The sequence below is a fragment of the Streptomyces thermovulgaris genome (genome assembly GCF_002155915.1).
Classification (GTDB): domain Bacteria; phylum Actinomycetota; class Actinomycetes; order Streptomycetales; family Streptomycetaceae; genus Streptomyces; species Streptomyces thermovulgaris.
This window is the reverse complement of the sequence record NZ_MUME01000112.1, coordinates 1-18,428: the sequence shown is the minus strand read 5'-3', so window position 1 is coordinate 18,428 and position 18,428 is coordinate 1. Positions and strand designations below refer to the sequence as shown.

12 protein-coding genes and 1 pseudogene are annotated in these 18,428 nt (G+C 72.3%); 9 read left to right on the top strand and 4 right to left on the bottom strand.

Annotated features, from left to right (window positions below; all coding sequences use genetic code 11):
- Positions 1-181, top strand: a pseudogene (locus tag CCN35_RS11665) (IS5/IS1182 family transposase); the annotation flags it as partial.
- 174 nt (positions 182-355) lie between these two features.
- Here CCN35_RS11665 and CCN35_RS11660 read toward each other — a convergent pair.
- Positions 356-586, bottom strand: a complete 231-nt coding sequence (locus tag CCN35_RS11660; protein WP_067393282.1) for a DUF7455 domain-containing protein — start codon at positions 584-586, stop codon at positions 356-358.
- Positions 587-1,029: 443 nt separating this feature from the next.
- Between CCN35_RS11660 and CCN35_RS11655 the strand changes: the two genes are divergently transcribed.
- The 3 genes from CCN35_RS11655 (at position 1,030) to CCN35_RS11645 (ending at position 5,404) form a co-directional block, all read left to right on the top strand.
- The gene (locus tag CCN35_RS11655) at positions 1,030-3,153 is read left to right on the top strand and encodes a DNA gyrase/topoisomerase IV subunit B (protein ID WP_067393278.1); all 2,124 of its coding nucleotides are present in this window, start codon (positions 1,030-1,032) and stop codon (positions 3,151-3,153) included.
- A gap of 155 nt (positions 3,154-3,308) precedes the next feature.
- Positions 3,309-3,815 carry a DUF485 domain-containing protein gene (locus CCN35_RS11650; RefSeq protein ID WP_086792514.1) on the top strand — a complete coding sequence of 169 codons (507 nt, stop codon included), beginning with the start codon at positions 3,309-3,311 and terminating at the stop codon, positions 3,813-3,815.
- Positions 3,812-5,404, top strand: a complete 1,593-nt coding sequence (locus CCN35_RS11645) for a solute symporter family protein (RefSeq protein ID WP_067393270.1) — start codon at positions 3,812-3,814, stop codon at positions 5,402-5,404. The genes CCN35_RS11650 and CCN35_RS11645 overlap by 4 nt, the downstream gene beginning before the upstream one ends.
- 179 nt (positions 5,405-5,583) lie before the next feature.
- On the opposite strand, the gene CCN35_RS11640 is transcribed toward CCN35_RS11645, so the two are convergent.
- A complete protein-coding gene (locus CCN35_RS11640) occupies positions 5,584-6,525 on the bottom strand; it encodes a ferredoxin family protein (RefSeq protein WP_067393267.1) in 942 nt (313 codons plus the stop codon).
- Positions 6,526-6,725: 200 nt separating this feature from the next.
- On the opposite strand from CCN35_RS11640, the gene CCN35_RS11635 reads away from it, so the two are divergent.
- Positions 6,726-7,889, top strand: coding sequence for a CobW family GTP-binding protein (locus CCN35_RS11635; RefSeq protein ID WP_211285510.1), 1,164 nt, complete (start codon positions 6,726-6,728; stop codon positions 7,887-7,889).
- Here CCN35_RS11635 and CCN35_RS11630 read toward each other — a convergent pair.
- Positions 7,886-10,342 (bottom strand): DNA gyrase/topoisomerase IV subunit A, encoded by a 2,457-nt coding sequence (locus CCN35_RS11630; protein WP_086792512.1) that lies wholly within the window; start codon positions 10,340-10,342, stop codon positions 7,886-7,888. The two genes, CCN35_RS11635 and CCN35_RS11630, sit on opposite strands and share 4 nt — an antisense overlap.
- Positions 10,343-10,696: 354 nt before the next feature.
- Between CCN35_RS11630 and CCN35_RS11625 the strand changes: the two genes are divergently transcribed.
- From CCN35_RS11625 to CCN35_RS11615, 3 genes are all read left to right on the top strand, one after another.
- Positions 10,697-12,103, top strand: coding sequence for a M16 family metallopeptidase (locus tag CCN35_RS11625; protein WP_067393258.1), 1,407 nt, complete (start codon positions 10,697-10,699; stop codon positions 12,101-12,103).
- Entirely contained in the window at positions 12,100-13,488 is a 1,389-nt protein-coding gene (locus CCN35_RS11620) for a M16 family metallopeptidase (protein ID WP_067393252.1), read from the top strand. Before CCN35_RS11625 ends, CCN35_RS11620 begins: the two co-directional genes overlap by 4 nt.
- Positions 13,489-13,998: 510 nt before the next feature.
- Entirely contained in the window at positions 13,999-14,754 is a 756-nt protein-coding gene (locus CCN35_RS11615) for a M23 family metallopeptidase (protein ID WP_067393247.1), read from the top strand.
- A 124-nt stretch (positions 14,755-14,878) separates the two neighbouring features.
- Here CCN35_RS11615 and CCN35_RS11610 read toward each other — a convergent pair whose 3' ends face one another.
- Positions 14,879-15,160 carry an HPr family phosphocarrier protein gene (locus tag CCN35_RS11610; RefSeq protein WP_067393243.1) on the bottom strand — a complete coding sequence of 94 codons (282 nt, stop codon included), beginning with the start codon at positions 15,158-15,160 and terminating at the stop codon, positions 14,879-14,881.
- Positions 15,161-15,511: 351 nt separating this feature from the next.
- Here CCN35_RS11610 and CCN35_RS11605 point away from each other — a divergent pair.
- Positions 15,512-18,428, top strand: a 2,917-nt coding sequence (locus CCN35_RS11605; protein WP_086792510.1) for a bifunctional acetate--CoA ligase family protein/GNAT family N-acetyltransferase, incomplete at its 3' end; no start/stop codon positions are given.

Below are 18,428 nucleotides of genomic sequence, written 5' to 3'. Positions count from 1 at the left end.
CCGTGAGCTGTACAAGGCCCGCAATGTCGTCGAACGCTGCTTCGCCCGGCTCAAGCAGTTCCGGGCGGTAGCGACCCGCTTCGACAAACTGGCCGCCCGCTACCGGGCCGGACTCCACCTTGCGTCACTCATCCTCTGGCTCCGCACACCCCACCAAAATCATTTGCCAGACAAGCCCTAGGCCCGGACGGCGTCGCGGGGGCGTCCGGGGCGTCGGCGCCGACAGGGCGCCGCGGGGCGGCCCGAAGAGGTCCGACCGGCGTCGCCGGCCATGAGGACGGGCGGCCGCTCCTGGTTTTCCAGAAGCAGCCGCCCGCTCGCCGGCCTGCGCCGGACTGGCTCGTCGGGCGAAGGGTCAGCGCTCGCGGGAGGACGCGTTCGCGCCACCGGGAGTCAGACGTTCCGTCTCGTCCTGTATCTCAGCGGCGATCTTCTTGAGTTCCGGCTCGAACTTGCGACCGTGGTGGGCGCAGAAGAGCAGTTCTCCGCCGCTGAGCAGGACGACGCGCAGGTAGGCCTGGGCGCCGCAGCGGTCGCAGCGATCAGCGGCCGTCAGCGGGCTCGAGGGGGTCAGAACAGTAGTCACGTCGCCTCTTCTCTAGCTCGACGAGCTGTCGTACCAGGGTCAACATCCAACCAGCCCCAAACGTTCCCGATCGTGGCTTTTTCTCGGGGAAATCTTTCCGGGGCGGCCGGGCGCTGCCGGTTTTGCGGCGAATGTGCCGTATTGCGTTTCTAAGTGTCGTACGGGTTCGCGCTGTCGATCATGGTCGAGTCCTCCCCGGCGGGGTTGCCGGTCGTTGAGGAGGACGTGCCCGGAGCCTAAAGGGTTCATGCCCCTGAAGGGAACGTGATATGTGCTTCACTCCCTTGAGGCATCGAACATGCATGCGACTCTCTACTACTCTGGGCCCCTGCCGAGGGTTGCGTTGCAAGGGCTCTACCAGGCCTCGGTACCCTCTGAGCGGCGACCCAAGCCGCGCCCCAGTTCATCAGGGTCCACTTGAAATTCAGCGAGGAGCGAACCGCGTGACCGCCGAGACGTCCGTGCCGTCCACAGCGCTGCTGGCAGGAGCAGACCGGGACAGCTCCAACTACACGGCGCGGCACCTGCTCGTCCTCGAGGGTCTCGAGGCCGTGCGCAAGCGCCCGGGCATGTACATCGGCTCCACCGACAGCCGTGGTCTGATGCACTGCCTGTGGGAGATCATCGACAACTCCGTCGACGAGGCTCTCGGCGGCTACTGCGACCGCATCGAGGTCGTCCTGCACGACGACGGCTCCGTGGAGGTGCGGGACAACGGCCGCGGCATCCCGGTGGACGTCGAGCCCAAGACGGGCCTGTCCGGCGTCGAGGTCGTCATGACCAAGCTGCACGCGGGCGGCAAGTTCGGCGGCGGCTCGTACGCCGCCTCCGGCGGTCTGCACGGCGTCGGCGCCTCCGTGGTCAACGCCCTGTCCGCCCGGCTGGACGTCGAGGTGGACCGCGACGGCCACACCCACGCCATCAGCTTCCGGCGCGGCGTGCCCGGTGTGTTCGCGGGCGAGGGGGCCGACAGCAAGTTCGAGGCCAAGAACGGTCTGCGCAAGATCAAGAAGATCCCCAAGACGCGCACGGGCACGCGCGTGCGCTACTGGGCCGACCGCCAGATCTTCCTCAAGGACGCCAGGCTCTCCCTGGAGATCCTGCACCAGCGCGCCCGGCAGACGGCCTTCCTGGTGCCCGGGCTGACCATCATCGTCCGCGACGAGTACGGCCTGGGCGAGGGCGGCAGCAAGGGCGAGGAATCCTTCCGCTACGACGGCGGCATCAGCGAGTTCTGCGAGTACCTGGCGAACGACCGGCCCATCTGCGACGTCCTCCGCATCACCGGGCAGGGCACCTTCAAGGAGACGGTCCCGGTCCTCGACGAGCGCGGCCAGATGACGCCCACCGAGGTCACCCGTGAGCTCGGCGTGGACGTCGCGCTGCGCTGGGGAACCGGCTACGACACCACGGTCCGGTCCTTCGTCAACATCATCGCCACCCCCAAGGGCGGCACCCATGTCGCGGGCTTCGAGCAGGCCGTCACCAAGACCCTGAACGAGGTGCTGCGGTCCAAGAAGCTGCTGCGCGTCGCCGAGGACGACATCGTCAAGGACGACGCCCTGGAGGGCCTCACCGCGGTCGTCACGGTCCGTCTCGCCGAGCCGCAGTTCGAGGGCCAGACCAAGGAGGTCCTCGGCACCTCGGCGGCCCGCCGCATCGTGAACAACATCGTCTCCAAGGAACTCAAGGCGTTCCTGACGTCCACCAAGCGCGACGCCGCACAGCAGGCGCGCATGGTGCTGGAGAAGGCCGTCGCCGCCGCCCGTACGCGCATCGCCGCCCGCCAGCACAAGGACGCACAGCGCCGCAAGACGGCCCTGGAGTCCTCCTCGCTGCCGGCCAAGCTCGCCGACTGCCGCAGCGACGACGTCGAGCGCAGCGAGCTGTTCATCGTCGAGGGGGACTCGGCGCTCGGTACGGCGAAGCTGGCACGGAACTCCGAGTTCCAGGCGCTGCTGCCGATCCGCGGCAAGATCCTCAACGTCCAGAAGTCGTCCGTCGCGGACATGCTGAAGAACGCCGAGTGCGGCGCGATCATCCAGGTGATAGGGGCCGGGTCGGGCCGGACCTTCGACCTGGACGCCGCGCGCTACGGCAAGGTCATCATGATGACCGACGCCGACGTGGACGGCTCCCACATCCGGACCCTGCTCCTGACCCTGTTCCACCGCTACATGCGGCCCATGGTCGAGGCGGGCCGGGTGTTCGCCGCGGTGCCGCCGCTGCACCGCATCGAGCTGGTCCAGCCGAAGAGGGGCCAGAGCAAGTACGTCTACACCTACTCGGACCGCGAACTGCGCGAGAAGCTCCTGGAGTTCCAGAGCAAGAAGATCCGGTACAAGGACACGATCCAGCGGTACAAGGGCCTCGGCGAGATGGACGCCGACCAGCTGGCCGAGACGACCATGGACCCGCGCTACCGCACCCTGCGCCGGATCAACATCTCCGACCTCGAGGCCGCCGAGCAGATCTTCGAGCTCCTGATGGGCAACGACGTGGCGCCCCGCAAGGAGTTCATCGCGAGCTCGGCCGCGACGCTGGACCGCTCGCGCATCGACGTGTAGGCCGTCACACCGGCATGCAGGCCGGCGCATCGGCACGCACGCCGATGTGCCGGCCTTCGCGTGCGGGGGTGCCTGCCGCATGCCGAATCACCTGATGGGGTGAAGAGCGCGGAGAAGAGAAGTCAGGGATCTTCCCGTTCTGTCCATCCTTGGGCATGCAGTTCAGCAACGGCCGTCCCCTTGAGGGCGCGGAGGACATGAGGTATCGCGACCCCTGGTACGACGCCCTGGCCTCCGGCTGGGGAGAGGGGGACGGCCCCGCGGTTCCTTCCGCACCGGTGCCGGCGGCCCGCCGCGAGGGCCGGACCGGGCCGGCCGGCGGCACCGCGGCGGCCGAGGTGTACCTCGAGGTGCAGCGCAGCGCGGCGTTCCAGGAGGTGCGCAGCCGGTACCGGCGGTTCGTCGTCCCGGCGGTCGCCGTCTTCCTCGTCTGGTACGCGGCGTACGTCGTGACGGCGACGGCCGCGCCCGGCTTCATGGCGCGGCCGGTGGCGGGCGCGGTGAACGTGGCGATGCTGGCCGGCCTGGGACAGTTCCTCAGCACCTTCCTCCTCGCCTGGGCCTACGCCCGGCACGCACGGCTGCGCCGGGACCGGGCGGCGCTCGAACTGCGGTGGGACACACAGGAACTGACGCGCGGGGTCCGGGACGGTGTGTCATGACCGGGAACCATCAGACGCTGGCGCTGCTGCTGTTCAGCGTGTTCGTCGCCATCACCCTGGGGATCACCACCTGGGTGAGCCGCAACCGGCAGGGCTCGGAGGAGGAGTTCTACGCGGGCGGGCGGCTGTTCTCGCCCATGGAGAACGGCTTCGCCGTCGCGGGCGACTATGTGTCGGCCGCCTCCTTCCTGGGCGTTCCCGGGCTGATCGCGCTGTTCGGCTACGACGGGGTGCTGTATGTCGTGGGCTTCCTCGTGGCCTGGCTGGTGGTGCTGTTCCTCGTCGCCGAACTGGTCCGCAACTGCGGACGGTTCACGCTCGCCGACGTGGTCGCGTCCCGGATGAGCGAGCGGCCGGTGCGGATCGCGGCGGGAACCTCCTCGGTCACCGTCTCCGTGCTGTACCTGGTGGCCCAGATGGTGGGCGCGGGCAGCCTGGTGGCGCTGCTCCTCGGCCGGACCGGCGGGGGAGCGCGGGCCTGGACCGTCATCGGCGTCGGCGCCCTGATGGTGATCTATGTGTCGATGGGCGGGATGCGGGCCACCACCTGGATCCAGATCGTCAAGGCGGCCCTGATGATGGGCGGAACCGTGGTGCTGACCGTGCTCGTCCTGGTCAGGTTCCACGGCGACCTGGACGGCCTGCTGCTCACCGCGGCCGAGCGCAGCGGACACGGCGACGCCTTCCTGGCCCCCGGACTGAAGTACGGCGGGGACCTGACCGCGCGCCTGGACTTCGTCAGCCTCGGACTGGCGCTGGTGCTCGGCACGGCCGGGCTGCCGCACATCCTGTCCCGCTTCTACACCGTGCCGACCGCACGGGCCGCCCGGCGGTCGGCGATCTGGTCCATCGGGCTCATCGGCGGCTTCTACCTGATGGCGATCGTCCTCGGTTTCGGCGCGGCGGCGATCGTCGGGCCGGAGGCCCTGCGGGAGTCCAACGCGGCCGGGAACACCGCGGTCCCGCTGCTGGCCCTCGACCTGGGCGGCGGCGCGGACTCCACGGCGGGCACGGTCCTGTTCGCGGTGGTGGCCGCGGTCGCCTTCGCCACGATCCTCGCGGTGGTCGCCGGGGTCACGCTCGCCTCCTCGGCGTCGGTGGCCCACGACCTGTACGCCTCCCTGCGGCGTCGTGGCGCCCGGCGGCGCGGCGAGGTCGCCGTGGCGCGTGCCGCCGCGGTCGGCATCGGCGTGGTGGCGATCGCCCTCGGTCTGCTCGCCCGCGACCTCAATGTCGCCTTCCTGGTGGGGCTCGCCTTCGCCGTGGCGGCCTCCGCGAACCTTCCGGTGCTGCTGTACTCGCTGTTCTGGCGCGGTTTCACGACCCGCGGCGCGGTGTGGTCCGTCTACGGCGGACTGATTCCCGCCCTGGTGCTCGTCGTGTTCTCCCCGGTGGTCTCCGGAAGCCCCGACTCCCTCTTCCCGGGCGTCGACTTCCAGCTCTTCCCGCTGGAGAACCCGGGCATCGTCTCCGTGCCGCTCGGATTCCTCGCCGGCTGGCTCGGCACCGTCACCTCCTCCGAACCGCCGGACGAGGCCAAGCACGCGGAGACGGAGGTGCGGTCGCTGACGGGAGCGGGCGCCGTGTGACGACGGCCGGGGCCGCGGCCGTACCGCCGTACCGGCCGTAGCACTGCACAACACGGGCCGGGACACGTCGGACACCAGGAGCCGCCCAAGGGCACCGGACCTGCTCGTCGCACCCGTCGAGGCGTGCGGGACGGGCGTGAGGGGCGGGGTGCGGGCTTTTCGCCCGTATGGCGGGGCCGTCAGCCGACGAGCCGGGCGTCCGCCGGTTCGCGAACGGCGACCACGACCATGTGCGCCGGCTCGCCCAGCACCGACGCGCCACAGCTCTCCGGCCGGGGCGTCCGGGCGGTCTCCTGGGCCACGGTCACCTGCCAGCGACGCCCGTCGGCATGGGCGACGGTCACCTCCCAGCGGGGCGCGGCGCCGTCGGTGCGGACGACGCCCAGCGCGTCCGCCCGGTACTCGCCCACCGCTTGCCGCACGGCCAGCTCCGCGGCCTGCCCGGGCCGCTCCCAGGACGTACGGCCCCGGCAGCCCTCGAGGACCACCCGGTCCTCCCGCACACCGTGCAGGACCTCCTTGACGGTGTGCGCCTCGGCCCGCCCGTACGCATAGCCGTACGGCAGCACGAGGACCGTCGGTGCGAAGCGGTGACCGCCCAGGTGCGTGATCTCCCAGACCCCGTGGACCCCGGAGGAGGCGAGCTCGGCCGCGAGAGGCCGGCCGAGAAGGGCGCAGCACCGGTCGCGCTTGCCGTTGGTGCAGACGAGGGTGAGCGGATCGCCCGTGTGGGGCGCGCCCTGCAGCGTTGCGTCGAAGGTGTGGGGGTCCCCCTGGCCCAGTGCGGCGAGATCGAGGTCGAGCAGCTGTTCCGGAGCGGCCGTCATGGCGCTGTGCAGCCATGTGTTCCCCGGAACGGTGTGGGCCGCGTACACCTGCCGTGCGGACGCCGTGCGGCGGTCGGGGTGGTGGCCGGGACGGCGGATGAGGGCGACACGGACACCGGTGCCCCGCGCGGCCCGCTCCAGTGCACGGCCGACAGCGGGGTCCAGATGACTCGAGGTGAGCGCCTTGCCGCCCCAGGGACCGGGCTGCTCCAGCAGCAGCCATGTCGTCGCCGCGGGCGCGGTGGCGGCCAGCGGCTCGTCGAGCTGCCGGGAAGCGGTCGAGCACATACTCACACAGGTGAGCCTAACCTGACTTGAGCCCGACGGCCTCCGCCCGGAGGAGTGAACCGCTCCGGGCGCCCTTGCGGGAACCGGCCGGTGGCGGGCGGCTCGTATCCTTGATCGTCGTTTGTCCTTCCTGTCCCTTCCCGATTCCTCCCGCGTGCGCCGATGAGGTGATCCGGTGCACGCATCGGTGTGAGAGAGGTCGCACGGTGAGCCAGCCGAACCGGAATCCGAACCAGAGCGCGGTCCCGGGCCCCGCCCTGGCGCAGATCCCCGTCGTCGTCCTCGCCGGGTTCCTCGGCTCGGGGAAGACCACGCTGCTCAACCACCTTCTCCACCACAGCGGCGGCACCCGTATCGGTGCGATCGTCAACGACTTCGGCGCCATCGAGATCGACGCCATGGCGGTCGCGGGAGCGCTCGGGGACTCCACCGTCTCCCTCGGCAACGGCTGCCTGTGCTGCGCGGTCGACGCCAGTGAGCTCGACCTGTACCTCGAACGGCTCACCGCCCCCGCCGCCGGCATCGACGTCGTCGTGATCGAGGCCAGCGGACTCGCCGAGCCCCAGCAGCTCGTCCGCATGGTGCTGGCCAGCGACAACCCCCGGGTCGTCTACGGCGGGCTCGTGGAGGTCGTCGACGCCGCCGAGTTCGACGCCACCCGCACCCGGCACCCCGAGCTCGACCGGCATCTCGCGCTCGCCGACCTCGTCGTCGTCAACAAGGCCGACCGGGCCGCCGACCTGGAAAGGGTGCTCGGGCTCGTACGGTCCCTCGCCGACGGGGCCGCCGTCGTCCCGGCCTCCTACGGCCGTGTCGACCCCGAGTTCCTCTTCGACCGCAGGCCCAGCCGGGAGCGCATCGGGCAGCTGTCCTTCGACGATCTGCACGAGCACACCGAGCACACCGGGGACGACGGCCACGGGCATCTGCACACCGGCTACGACAGCCTCTCCTTCGTCGCCGACGTGCCGCTCGACCCCCGCCGGCTGATGCGGTTCCTCGACAGCCGCCCCGACGGGCTCTACCGGATCAAGGGATACGTCGACTTCGGCCCCCACGACCCCCGCAACCGCTACGCCGTGCACGCCGTGGGCCGGTTCCTGCGCTTCTACCCCGAGCCCTGGCCCGCCGGCGAGCCCCGCCTCACCCGGCTCGTGCTCATCGGCTCCGGCATCGACGCGGACACCCTCGGCAAGGAGCTGGAGGCGTGCAAGAACGACGCCCCGCACGCCGACGAGCACGGCATGTGGGGCGTCCTTCGCTATGTGCGGGGCTCCGGGGACCCGGACGTGGAGGACCCGGACACCGGAGCTCTGGTCGTCGAGGACCCGGACCTCGAGGACCCGTACCCGCAGGGTCCTCCGGCTTAGACCGGACCCGCCACCGCGGTCACCGTCTTCGGCAGCGACACACCCGAGCCGTCGCGGCGCGGGTCGATGTCCGGGAGCTCGGCCGGGCTGCCGTTCTTCTGGGCGGCCCGGGCGGGCGCGGCACCCGCCCAGGCGAAGGACAGACAGTCCTCGCCCTTCAGGAACCGCTGGCAGCGGACACCGCCGGTCGCCCGGCCCTTGCGCGGGAACTGGTCGAACGGGGTGACCTTGCACGTCGTCTGCACGGAGTCGTCCAGCGTTCCGCGCGAACCGGCGACGGTGACGACCACCGCGTCCGAGGACGGGTCGACGGCCGTGAACGAGATGACCTTGGCGCCCTGGGAGAGCTTGATGCCGGCCATGCCGCCGGCCGGGCGGCCCTGCGGGCGGACCAGGGAGGCCGGGTAGCGCAGCAGCTGGGCGTCGTCCGTGATGAAGACCAGGTCCTCCTCACCGGTGCGCAGCTCGGTCGCGCCGACGATCCGGTCGCCCTCCTTGAGGGTGATGACCTCCAACTCCTCCTTGTTCGCGGGGTAGTCGGGGACCACACGCTTGACGACGCCCTGTTCGGTGCCGAGCGCCAGACCCGGCGACGACTCGCTCAGCGTGGTCAGGCAGAGCACCTTCTCGTCGTCCTGCAGGGTGACGAACTCCGCCAGGGGCGCGCCGCCCGAGAGGTTCGCCGCCGGGGCCGTCTCCGGCAGCTGGGGCAGGTCGATGACGTTCACCCGCAGCAGACGGCCGGCGGAGGTCACCACACCCACCTCGCCGCGGGCGGTCGCCGGGACCGCCGAGACGATCACGTCGTGCTTGTGCCGCTTGCCGTCCGCGTCCTGCGACAGCGGGGCGTCGTTCGCCGTACGGGCCAGCAGACCCGTGGAGGACAGCAGGACACGGCACGGGGCGTCCTCCACCTGCAGCGGCAGCGAGGCGGCCCGGGTGTCGGGCGCCTCCAGCAGCACCGTGCGCCGGGGGGTGCCGAACTTCTTGGCGACGGCGGCCAGTTCGCTCGAGACCAGCTTGCGCAGCTCCGCGTCCGACTCCAGGATCCGGGTCAGCCGCTCGATCTCCTTGAGGAGCTGCTCCTTCTCCTCCTCCAGTTCGAGGCGGTCGTACTTGGTCAGACGGCGCAGCGGGGTGTCGAGGATGTACTGGGTCTGGACCTCGCTCAGCGAGAAGCGTTCCATCAGACGCTCCTTGGCCTGCGCGGAGTTCTCGCTGGAGCGGATGAGGCGGATGACCTCGTCGATGTCCACCAGCGCGGTGAGCAGGCCCTCGACCAGGTGCAGCCGGTCGCGCCGCTTGCCGCGGCGGTGCTCGCTGCGGCGCCGCACGACCTCGAAGCGGTGGTCGAGGTAGACCTGCAGAAGCTCCTTGAGGCCCAGCGTGACGGGCTGGCCGTCGACCAGGGCGACGTTGTTGATGCCGAAGGACTCCTCCATCGGCGTCAGCTTGTAGAGCTGCTCCAGGACGGCCTCCGGTACGAAGCCGTTCTTGATCTCGATGACCAGGCGCAGGCCGTGCTCGCGGTCGGTGAGGTCCTTGACGTCGGCGATGCCCTGGAGCCTCTTCGCGTTGATCAGGTCCTTGATCTTGGCGACGACCTTCTCCGGACCCACGGAGAAGGGCAGCTCGGTGACGACCAGTCCCTTGCGGCGCGCCGTCACGTTCTCCACCGAGACCGTCGCACGCATCTTGAAGGTGCCGCGGCCCGTCGCATAGGCGTCCCTGATCCCGGACAGCCCGACGATCCGGCCGCCGGTGGGCAGATCGGGCCCCGGGATGTGCTTCATCAGGGCGTCCAGGTCCGCGTTCGGATGGCGGATCAGATGACGGGCGGCCGCGATGACCTCGTTGAGGTTGTGCGGGGGCATGTTCGTGGCCATGCCGACGGCGATGCCCGACGCGCCGTTGACCAGCAGGTTGGGGAAGGCGGCCGGCAGGGCGACCGGCTCCTGCTGCTGGCCGTCGTAGTTGGGGACGAAGTCGACGGTGTCCTCGTCGATGGACTCCGTCATCAGGGACGTCGCCTCGGCCATGCGGCACTCGGTGTACCGCATGGCGGCGGGCGGGTCGTCGTTGCCCAGCGAGCCGAAGTTGCCGTGGCCGTCGACCAGGGGGACGCGCATGGAGAAGGGCTGCGCCATCCGCACGAGGGCGTCGTAGATCGACGCGTCGCCGTGCGGGTGCAGCTTGCCCATGACCTCGCCGACGACACGGGCGCACTTGACGTAGCCGCGGTCGGGGCGCAGGCCCATCTCGTTCATCTGGTAGACGATGCGGCGGTGCACCGGCTTGAGACCGTCCCGGGCGTCCGGCAGGGCGCGGGAGTAGATGACCGAGTACGCGTACTCGAGAAAGGAGCCCTGCATTTCGTCCACGACGTCGATGTCGAGGATCTTCTCCTCGTACGAGTCGTCGGGCGGCGGGGTCTTCGTGCTGCGGCGGGCCATCGCTGCCGGCTCCTTGCTGAGTGAGGCGTGACGGGATCTGACGCGGACCATTGTGGAACGCCCGACCGACAACCCTGATCAGCCCCCGCCCCACCGGTCTCTGCTCCACCGTACCGGGGCGCCGGTGCGCGGGGCCGGACGTCCCCGCCGCGGACCGCCCGGTGCGGCCGCCGGAGCTCACCGCACCCGCCGCGCCCCGGAGCACGCCCGGCGGCCCGCCCGGCCCGCCGTCGATCTCGCTCTCGGCGTACGGCCTCCGGGAACTTCGCCAGGGATCCGCGCGCTTGCATACAGTGGCAGGACCGGCAGGAAACGGGCGGTTCGCGAATCGCCCTCGCGATCGAAGGGACATACATGCCCATGGGTCACACGGCCACAGCCGAGGCAGGCTCCGGCGGCCTGACAGCGACCGAGCACCGCCTGGCCAACGGCCTGCGCGTGGTGCTCTCCGAGGACCACCTGACCCCGGTCGCGGCGGTGTGCCTCTGGTACGACGTCGGCTCGCGCCACGAGGTCAAGGGACGCACCGGCCTGGCACACCTCTTCGAGCACCTGATGTTCCAGGGCTCCGCCCAGGTCAAGGGCAACGGGCACTTCGAGCTGGTGCAGGGCGCGGGCGGCTCGCTCAACGGCACCACCAGCTTCGAGCGCACCAACTACTTCGAGACCATGCCCGCCCACCAGCTCGAGCTCGCCCTCTGGCTGGAGGCCGACCGCATGGGCTCCCTGCTCGTGGCGCTGGACGAGGAGTCCCTGGAGAACCAGCGGGACGTCGTCAAGAACGAGCGCCGCCAGCGCTACGACAACGTCCCCTACGGCACCGCCTTCGAGAAGCTGACCGCCCTCGCCTACCCGGAGGGCCACCCGTACCACCACACGCCGATCGGGTCCATGGAGGACCTCGACGCGGCCACCCTGGAGGACGCCCGGCAGTTCTTCCGGACGTACTACGCCCCCAACAACGCCGTTCTGGCGGTCGTCGGCGACATCGACCCGGAGCAGACGCTCGCCTGGATCGAGAAGTACTTCGGCTCCATCCCGTCCCACGACGGCAAGCCCGAGCCGCGCGACGGCTCCCTGCCCGAGGTCATCGGCGAGCAGCTGCGCGAGGTCGTCGAGGAGGACGTCCCGGCCCGCGCCCTGATGGCCGCCTACCGGCTCCCGCACGACGGCACGCGCGCGTGCGACGCGGCCGACCTCGCCCTCACCATCCTCGGCGGCGGCGAGTCCTCCCGCCTCTACAACCGGCTGGTGCGCCGCGACCGCACCGCCGTCACCGCCGGCTTCGGCCTGCTGCGGCTGGCCGGTGCGCCCTCCATGGGCTGGCTGGACGTGAAGGCCTCCGGTGACGTCGGGATCCCCGTCATCGAGGCGGCCATCGACGAGGAGCTCGCCCGGTTCGCCGAGGAGGGCCCGACGGCCGAGGAGATGGAGCGCGCCCAGGCCCAGTTGGAGCGCGAGTGGCTGGACCGGCTCGGCACGGTCGCGGGCCGCGCCGACGAACTGTGCCGGTACGCCGTCCTGTTCGGCGACCCGCAGCTGGCCCTGACCGCCGTCGACCGCGTCCTTGAGGTGACCCCCGAGGAGGTCCAGGAGATCGCCAGGGCCCGCCTGCGTCCCGACAACCGCGCGGTGCTCGTCTACGAGCCGACCGCCGCCACCGCGGCGGACGACGCCCAGGACGCCGGCGCCGCCGCCACCGCAGCCACCGACCGGGCCGACACCGCGGCCACCGACCACACCGAGGAGACGGCGAAGTGACCGAGCTCGCCACGATGGAGTTCCACCCCCGGCCCCAGGCGGGCGAGCCCAGGCCGTGGGCGTTCCCGACGCCCGAGCGCGGGACGCTGGACAACGGTCTGACGGTCCTGCGCTGCCACCGCCCCGGTCAGAAGATCGTCGCCGTCGAGGTGGTGCTGAACGCGCCCCTGGACGCCGAGCCGCCCGGCCTGGACGGCGTCGCCACGATCATGGCCCGGGCCTTCTCCGAGGGCACCGACCGGCACTCCGCCGAGGAGTTCGCCGCCGAGCTGGAGCGTGCGGGCGCCACCCTGGACACCCACGCCGACCACCCCGGTGTGCGGCTCAGCCTGGAGGTCCCGGCCTCCCGGCTGGCCAAGGGGCTCGGCCTGCTGGCCGACGCCCTCAGGGCGCCCGCCTTCGCCGACTCCGAGATCGAGCGGCTGGTGCGCAACCGGCTCGACGAGATCCCGCACGAGCTGGCCAACCCCTCCCGCCGCGCCGCCAAGGAGCTCTCCAAGGAGCTGTTCCCGGCCGGCTCGCGCATGTCGCGTCCGCGTCAGGGCACCGAGGAGACGGTCGGTGCCATCGACGCGGCGGCCGTCCGCTCCTTCTACCGCCGGCTCGTGCGTCCCTCCACGACCACCGCCGTGGTCGTCGGCGATCTCACCGGCGTCGACCTGGACGGGCTGCTGGGCGAGACCCTGGGCGCCTGGACGGGGATGCCCGCCCAGCCGCGGCCCGTGCCGCCGGTGACCGCCGACGACACCGGGCGCGTGGTCATCGTCGACCGGCCCGGCTCCGTCCAGACGCAGCTGCTCATCGGCCGCATCGGCCCCGACCGGCACGACCGCGTGTGGCCCGCCCAGGTGCTCGGCACCTACTGTCTGGGCGGCACCCTCACCTCCCGCCTGGACCGCGTGCTGCGCGAGGAGAAGGGCTACACCTACGGGGTGCGGGCGTTCAGCCAGGTGCTGCGCTCCGCCCCCGACGGCTCGGGCGCCGCGATGCTCGCCATCAGCGGCTCGGTCGACACGCCGAACACCGGCCCGGCCCTGGAGGACCTCTTCACGGTGCTGCGCAAGCTCGCCGCCGAGGGGCTGACCGACGCCGAGCGGGACGTCGCCGTGCAGAACCTCGTCGGGGTGGCGCCGCTGAAGTACGAGACGGCGGCCGCCGTGGCGAGCACGCTGGCCGACCAGGTCGAGCAGCACCTGCCCGACGACTACCAGGCGACGCTCTATCAGCAGCTCGCCGCCACCGGCACGGTGGAGGCCACCGCGGCCGTCGTCAGCGCCTTCCCGGTGGACCGGCTGGTGACCGTCCTCGTCGGTGACGCCGCGCAGATCAAGGAGCCCGTCGAGGCGCTCGGCATCGGTCCCGTCACCGTGGTGGCGGCCGAGTAACGCCGGGCAACGGCATGCGCGCGGGGCCCTGGAGGCGGAGACGCCTCCAGGGCCCCTGGTTCTTCGGAATTGCTTCGAAGTTGTCCGAAGTTGTGCGGCTTGCGTCCGAAATGAAGGATACTGTGCCCTCTGCCCTGTGGTTTGTGCTACAAAACCCCTGTTTTGTTTGGGAATCGAAGGCGGTCCCGTCTAGCGTCGGTCCGGCTGTTCGTCGGGCAGTGCGCCGCACCCGCGGCACCGGACAGCCGTCGCCGCGTCCCCGTACGGCGTGAGCCGGGGGGGCCGGGACCCGCCCTCCCTGGCGCCGCCCCCGCGGCGGGAGAGGCCAAGATCCCCGGAAAGGGGAGGGATCCGGGTTCCCGGGGCGAGCCGGACGCCCGCGCCCGCTGCGGGGGCGCCCGCGGGAGACCTCATCCGCTCCGGCCTGCTCCGGATTCCCCGGGGCCGGAGCGTCCTGGGGACCCGCCATCGGCCCGGCAGGCGACAGGGAAGGAAAGGACCAGCGTCCACATGGCGTTCACCCGCGCCCCCGGGAAGCACCGCCGGCCCAGCCGGATGCACCGCACCACCGCCCGCGCGGCGGGCGTCGCGGCCCTGACCGGCACCGGCGTCGTCGGTACGCTCGCCGCCTCCCCGGCCCTCGCCGCCGAGGCCCCCGCCGAGAGCACCGGCCTGACCCCGGTCGTCACCATCGGCGACAGCGTCGCCGAGGAGATCGCCGCCCAGGCCGCCGCCCAGGAGCAGGCCGCCCGGCAGAAGCTGGCCGAGCAGACCGCCCGGAGGAAGGCCGCGGAGCAGGCAAAGAAGGAGCGCGAGGCCAAGGAGCGCGCCGCCCGTGAGGCCGAGCGCAGGCGTCTGAACACCTTCGTGCTGCCGATCCCCGGCTCCCATGTCTCCACCGGCTACGGAAGCGGCGGCTTCCTGTGGTCCTCCGGCTCCCACACCGGCATCGACTTCCCCGCCGCGAGCGGCACCCCCGTCCACGCGGTCGGCGCCGGCACCGTCGTCCAGGCCGGCTGGGGCGGGGCGTACGGCAACCAGGTCGTGATCAGGATGGCCGACGGCATGTACACCCAGTACGCCCATCTGTCGTCCATCGGCGTCTCGGTGGGCCAGACGGTCGCCCCCGGCCAGCAGATCGGTCTGTCCGGCGCCACCGGCAACGTCACCGGAGCGCATCTGCACTTCGAGGTCCGTGCGACCCCGGAGTACGGCTCCGACGTCGACCCCGTGGCCTACCTGCGCCAGCACGGGGTGTCCCTCTGACATCCGTCCGGCACGCCCGGCGCGCCGCCCCGGGGACGGCCGCGCACGGGTGGCATGCGCCAGCGGAGCCGTGCCGCCCGGAGAGGCGGCACGGCTCCGCTGGTGAGACCGGGGCCGCCGGGGGTCAGACCGTCTCGGGAAGCTCCTCGAGCCCCTCGGAGACCAGCTTGGCCAGCCGGTCCAGCGCGTCGTCCGCGCCCTCGGCGTCGGAGGCCAGGACGACCTCCTCGCCCCCCTTGGCGCCAAGGCCCAGCACGGCCAGCATGGAGGCCGCGTTGACGGGGGCGCCGTCGGCCTTGGCGATCGTCACGGGGATGCCTGCGGCCGTGGCGGCCCGGACGAAGATGGAGGCGGGGCGGGCGTGGAGGCCCTCGGCCCAGCCGACGGTGACGCGGCGCTCAGCCATGTGATGCTGCCCTTCAGGTGTCCAGGGTTGTCTAGACCAGTTTTCCATACATGAGCCGTCCGGAGGGGCGCGTGCTCCGCTCCGGGGCGTCGGACCGCGGCCTCGGTCCGACGCGTCCCCCACAGCCTGCCTTCCCCGGCCGCCGAACGCCAAGGCCGTTCGGCGGAGCGTCCGGGGCCATGGGTCCCGCGGGTTTTGGCACCGCACCCCGCCGCACGGCCGCCGGCCGGCAGGGCCCCGCCCTCTGCGGTCCCGCCGCCCGAAGGACGGGGGAGAGGTGCCCCGGACCGGGACTGCCGCTCGCCGGTCCGCCGTGGTCCGCGCGAAGGACCCTGGCCGTACGCTGGGCCCATGCAGACCTCGCCGGACCGGCACGAGTACCCCGCCCACTGGGAAGCCGACGTGGTGCTGCGGGACGGCGGCACCGCGCGGATCCGCCCCATCACCCCCGACGACGCCGACCGTCTGGTCAGCTTCTACGAGAAGGTGTCGGACGAGTCGAAGTACTACCGCTTCTTCGCGCCCTATCCGCGCCTGTCCGCGAAGGACGTCCACCGCTTCACGCACCACGACTACGTGGACCGGGTGGGACTGGCGGCCACGATCGGCGGCGAGTTCATCGCCACCGTGCGCTACGACCGCGTCGGCGCCGACGGCCGGCCCGCCTCGGGGCCCTCCGACGAGGCCGAGGTCGCCTTCCTGGTGCAGGACGCCCACCAGGGACGCGGGGTCGCCTCCGCGCTCCTGGAGCACATCGCGGCCGTCGCCCGCGAGCGCGGCATCCGCCGCTTCAGCGCCGAGGTGCTGCCCGCCAACACCAAGATGATCAAGGTGTTCACGGACGCCGGGTACACCCAGAAGCGCAGCTTCGAGGACGGCGTCGTACGCCTGGAGCTGGACCTCGAGCCGACCGACCGCTCCCTGGCCGTGCAGCGCGCACGGGAGCAGCGCGCCGAGGCACGGTCGGTCCGGCGGCTGCTGGCGCCCGGCTCCGTCGCCGTCGTCGGTGTGGGCCGCGCGCCCGGGGGCGTGGGCCGCAGCATCCTCGACAACATCCGCAACGGAGGGTTCACCGGACGGCTCCACGCCGTGAACCGGGCCTTCGACGAGGGCTGCGAGGAGATCGACGGCGTACCCGCCCACCGCTCGGTGCGGGACATCGGCGAGCCCGTCGACCTCGCCGTCGTCGCCGTGCCGGCCGACCGTGTCCCGGAGGTCGTCACCGAGTGCGGCGAGCACGGCGTGCGGGGACTCGTCGTGATCTCCGCCGGGTACGCCGAGAGCGGCCCCGAGGGACGCGAGCGCCAGCGCGCCCTGGTGCGGCACGCGCGCGCGTACGGCATGCGCCTTCTCGGGCCGAACACCTTCGGGGTCATCAACACCTCGCCGGACGTACGGCTGAACGCCTCCCTCGCCCCCGAGATGCCGCGGCCCGGCCGCATCGGGCTGTTCGCGCAGTCCGGGGCGATCGGCATCGCGCTGCTGTCCCGGCTGCACCGGCGCGGCGGCGGGGTCACCGGCGTCACGGGCGTGTCGACCTTCGTGTCGGCGGGCAACCGGGCGGACGTCTCCGGCAACGACGTCATCCAGTTCTGGTACGACGACCCCGACACCGACGTCGCCCTGATGTACCTGGAGTCCATCGGCAACCCGCGCAAGTTCGTCCGCCTGGCCCGGCGTACGGCGGCGGTGAAGCCGCTGGTCGTGGTGCAGGGCTCGGGGACCACCCCGCAGGGGCACGCGGTGCGGGGGACGCGGCTGCCGCGCGCGACGGTCGCCGCGCTGTTGCGGCAGGTCGGCGTGATCTGCGTGGACACCATCACCGAACTGGTCGACACCGGTCTGCTGCTCGCCCGGCAGCCGCTGCCGCCCGGCCCGCGGGTGGCGATCCTCGGCAACTCCGAGTCGCTGGGAGTGCTCACCTACGACCGCTGCCTCGCCGAGGGCCTGCGTCCGCAGCCGCCGCAGGACCTGACGACGGAGGCGTCGCCGGAGGACTTCCGGCGGGCCCTGTGCCGGGCCCTCGCCGACGAGACCACCGACGCCGTGGTCGTCACGGCGATCCCGGCCGTGGGCGAGGGCGCCGCCGGGGACGCGGCCCTGGCCGAGGCCCTGCGCTCGGCCGCGGAGACGGTGCCCCACAAGCCGGTGCTGGTCGTCCACGTCGAGTTCGGCGGCCTGGCCGGGGCCCTGTCGGCGGCCGCCAGCACGGGCCCGCAGCAGACCCGGCCGGGCCGGCCGGGAGCGGCTCCGCGGACGGACGGGGCACCGCCGTCCGGCGCGGACGCGGAGCCCGCCGGGAAACCGCGCTCCGGCCCGCCGCCCCGGACCGGAACGGGACCGGAGGAGATCACGGAGCCGGGAAACGGGCAGCCGTCCGGCACGGCCCCCGAGGGGCCCCGGGGCGCCGGCGCCCGTCTCATCACCGCCTACCCCGCCGCCGAGCGCGCCGTCCGGGCCCTGGCCGAGGCCGTCCGCTACGCCCAGTGGCGGCGGGAGGCCGCCGACCCCGGCAAGGTGCCCGAGTACGAGGACATCGACGAGAAGGGCGCCGCCGCGCTCATCGACGGGCTGCTCGCACGGGGACAGGGACTGACCCTGGGCATGGAGGAGACCTGCGAGCTGCTCGGCCGGTACGGCATCCACGTCCACCGCGCCCTGCCCGCCCCCAGCCCCGAGGCCGCCGTCGAGGCCGCCCGCACCCTCGGCTACCCCGTCGCCCTGAAGGCCACCGCCCCGCATCTGCGGCACCGCGCCGACCTGGGCGGCGTCCGGCTCGACCTCGCCGACGAGGAACAACTGCGCCGGACCTACGCCGAGCTGACCGACCTCTTCGGCGAGCCCGAGCAGCTGCGGCCGGTGGTGCAGGCGATGGCGCCCCGGGGAGTCGACACCCTGGTCCGCGCGGTCATCGACCCCGCGGCCGGCGCCGTGCTCTCCTTCGGGCTCGCCGGAGCGGCCTCCCAGCTGCTCGACGACATGGCGCACCGTCTGATCCCCGTCACCGAGCGCGAGGCCGTCTCGATGATCCGGTCCATCCGCACGGCCCCCCTGCTGTTCGGCTGGCGCGGCTCGGAGCCGGTGGACACCCCCGCGCTGCAGGAGCTGCTGCTGCGGGTGTCGCGGCTGGTCGACGACCATCCGGAGGTCGTCGCCGTCACCCTGGAGCCGGTCGTCGTCGCCCCGCGCGGGCTCAGCGTCCTGGGCGCCACCGTGCGTCTGGCACCCCCGCCCGCCCGCGACGACCTCGGCCCGCGCACCCTCCCGG

Excerpts from the sequence above, each read along its gene's own strand:
- CCN35_RS11610 (WP_067393243.1), bottom strand. The coding sequence starts at position 15,160 with ATGGCTGAGCGCCGCGTCACCGTCGGCTGGGCCGAGGGCCTCCACGCC.
- CCN35_RS11615 (WP_067393247.1), top strand. The coding sequence starts at position 13,999 with ATGGCGTTCACCCGCGCCCCCGGGAAGCACCGCCGGCCCAGCCGGATG.
- CCN35_RS11630 (WP_086792512.1), bottom strand. The coding sequence starts at position 10,342 with ATGGCCCGCCGCAGCACGAAGACCCCGCCGCCCGACGACTCGTACGAG.
- CCN35_RS11650 (WP_086792514.1), top strand. The coding sequence starts at position 3,309 with ATGCAGTTCAGCAACGGCCGTCCCCTTGAGGGCGCGGAGGACATGAGG.
- CCN35_RS11645 (WP_067393270.1), top strand. The coding sequence starts at position 3,812 with ATGACCGGGAACCATCAGACGCTGGCGCTGCTGCTGTTCAGCGTGTTC.
- CCN35_RS11625 (WP_067393258.1), top strand. The coding sequence starts at position 10,697 with ATGCCCATGGGTCACACGGCCACAGCCGAGGCAGGCTCCGGCGGCCTG.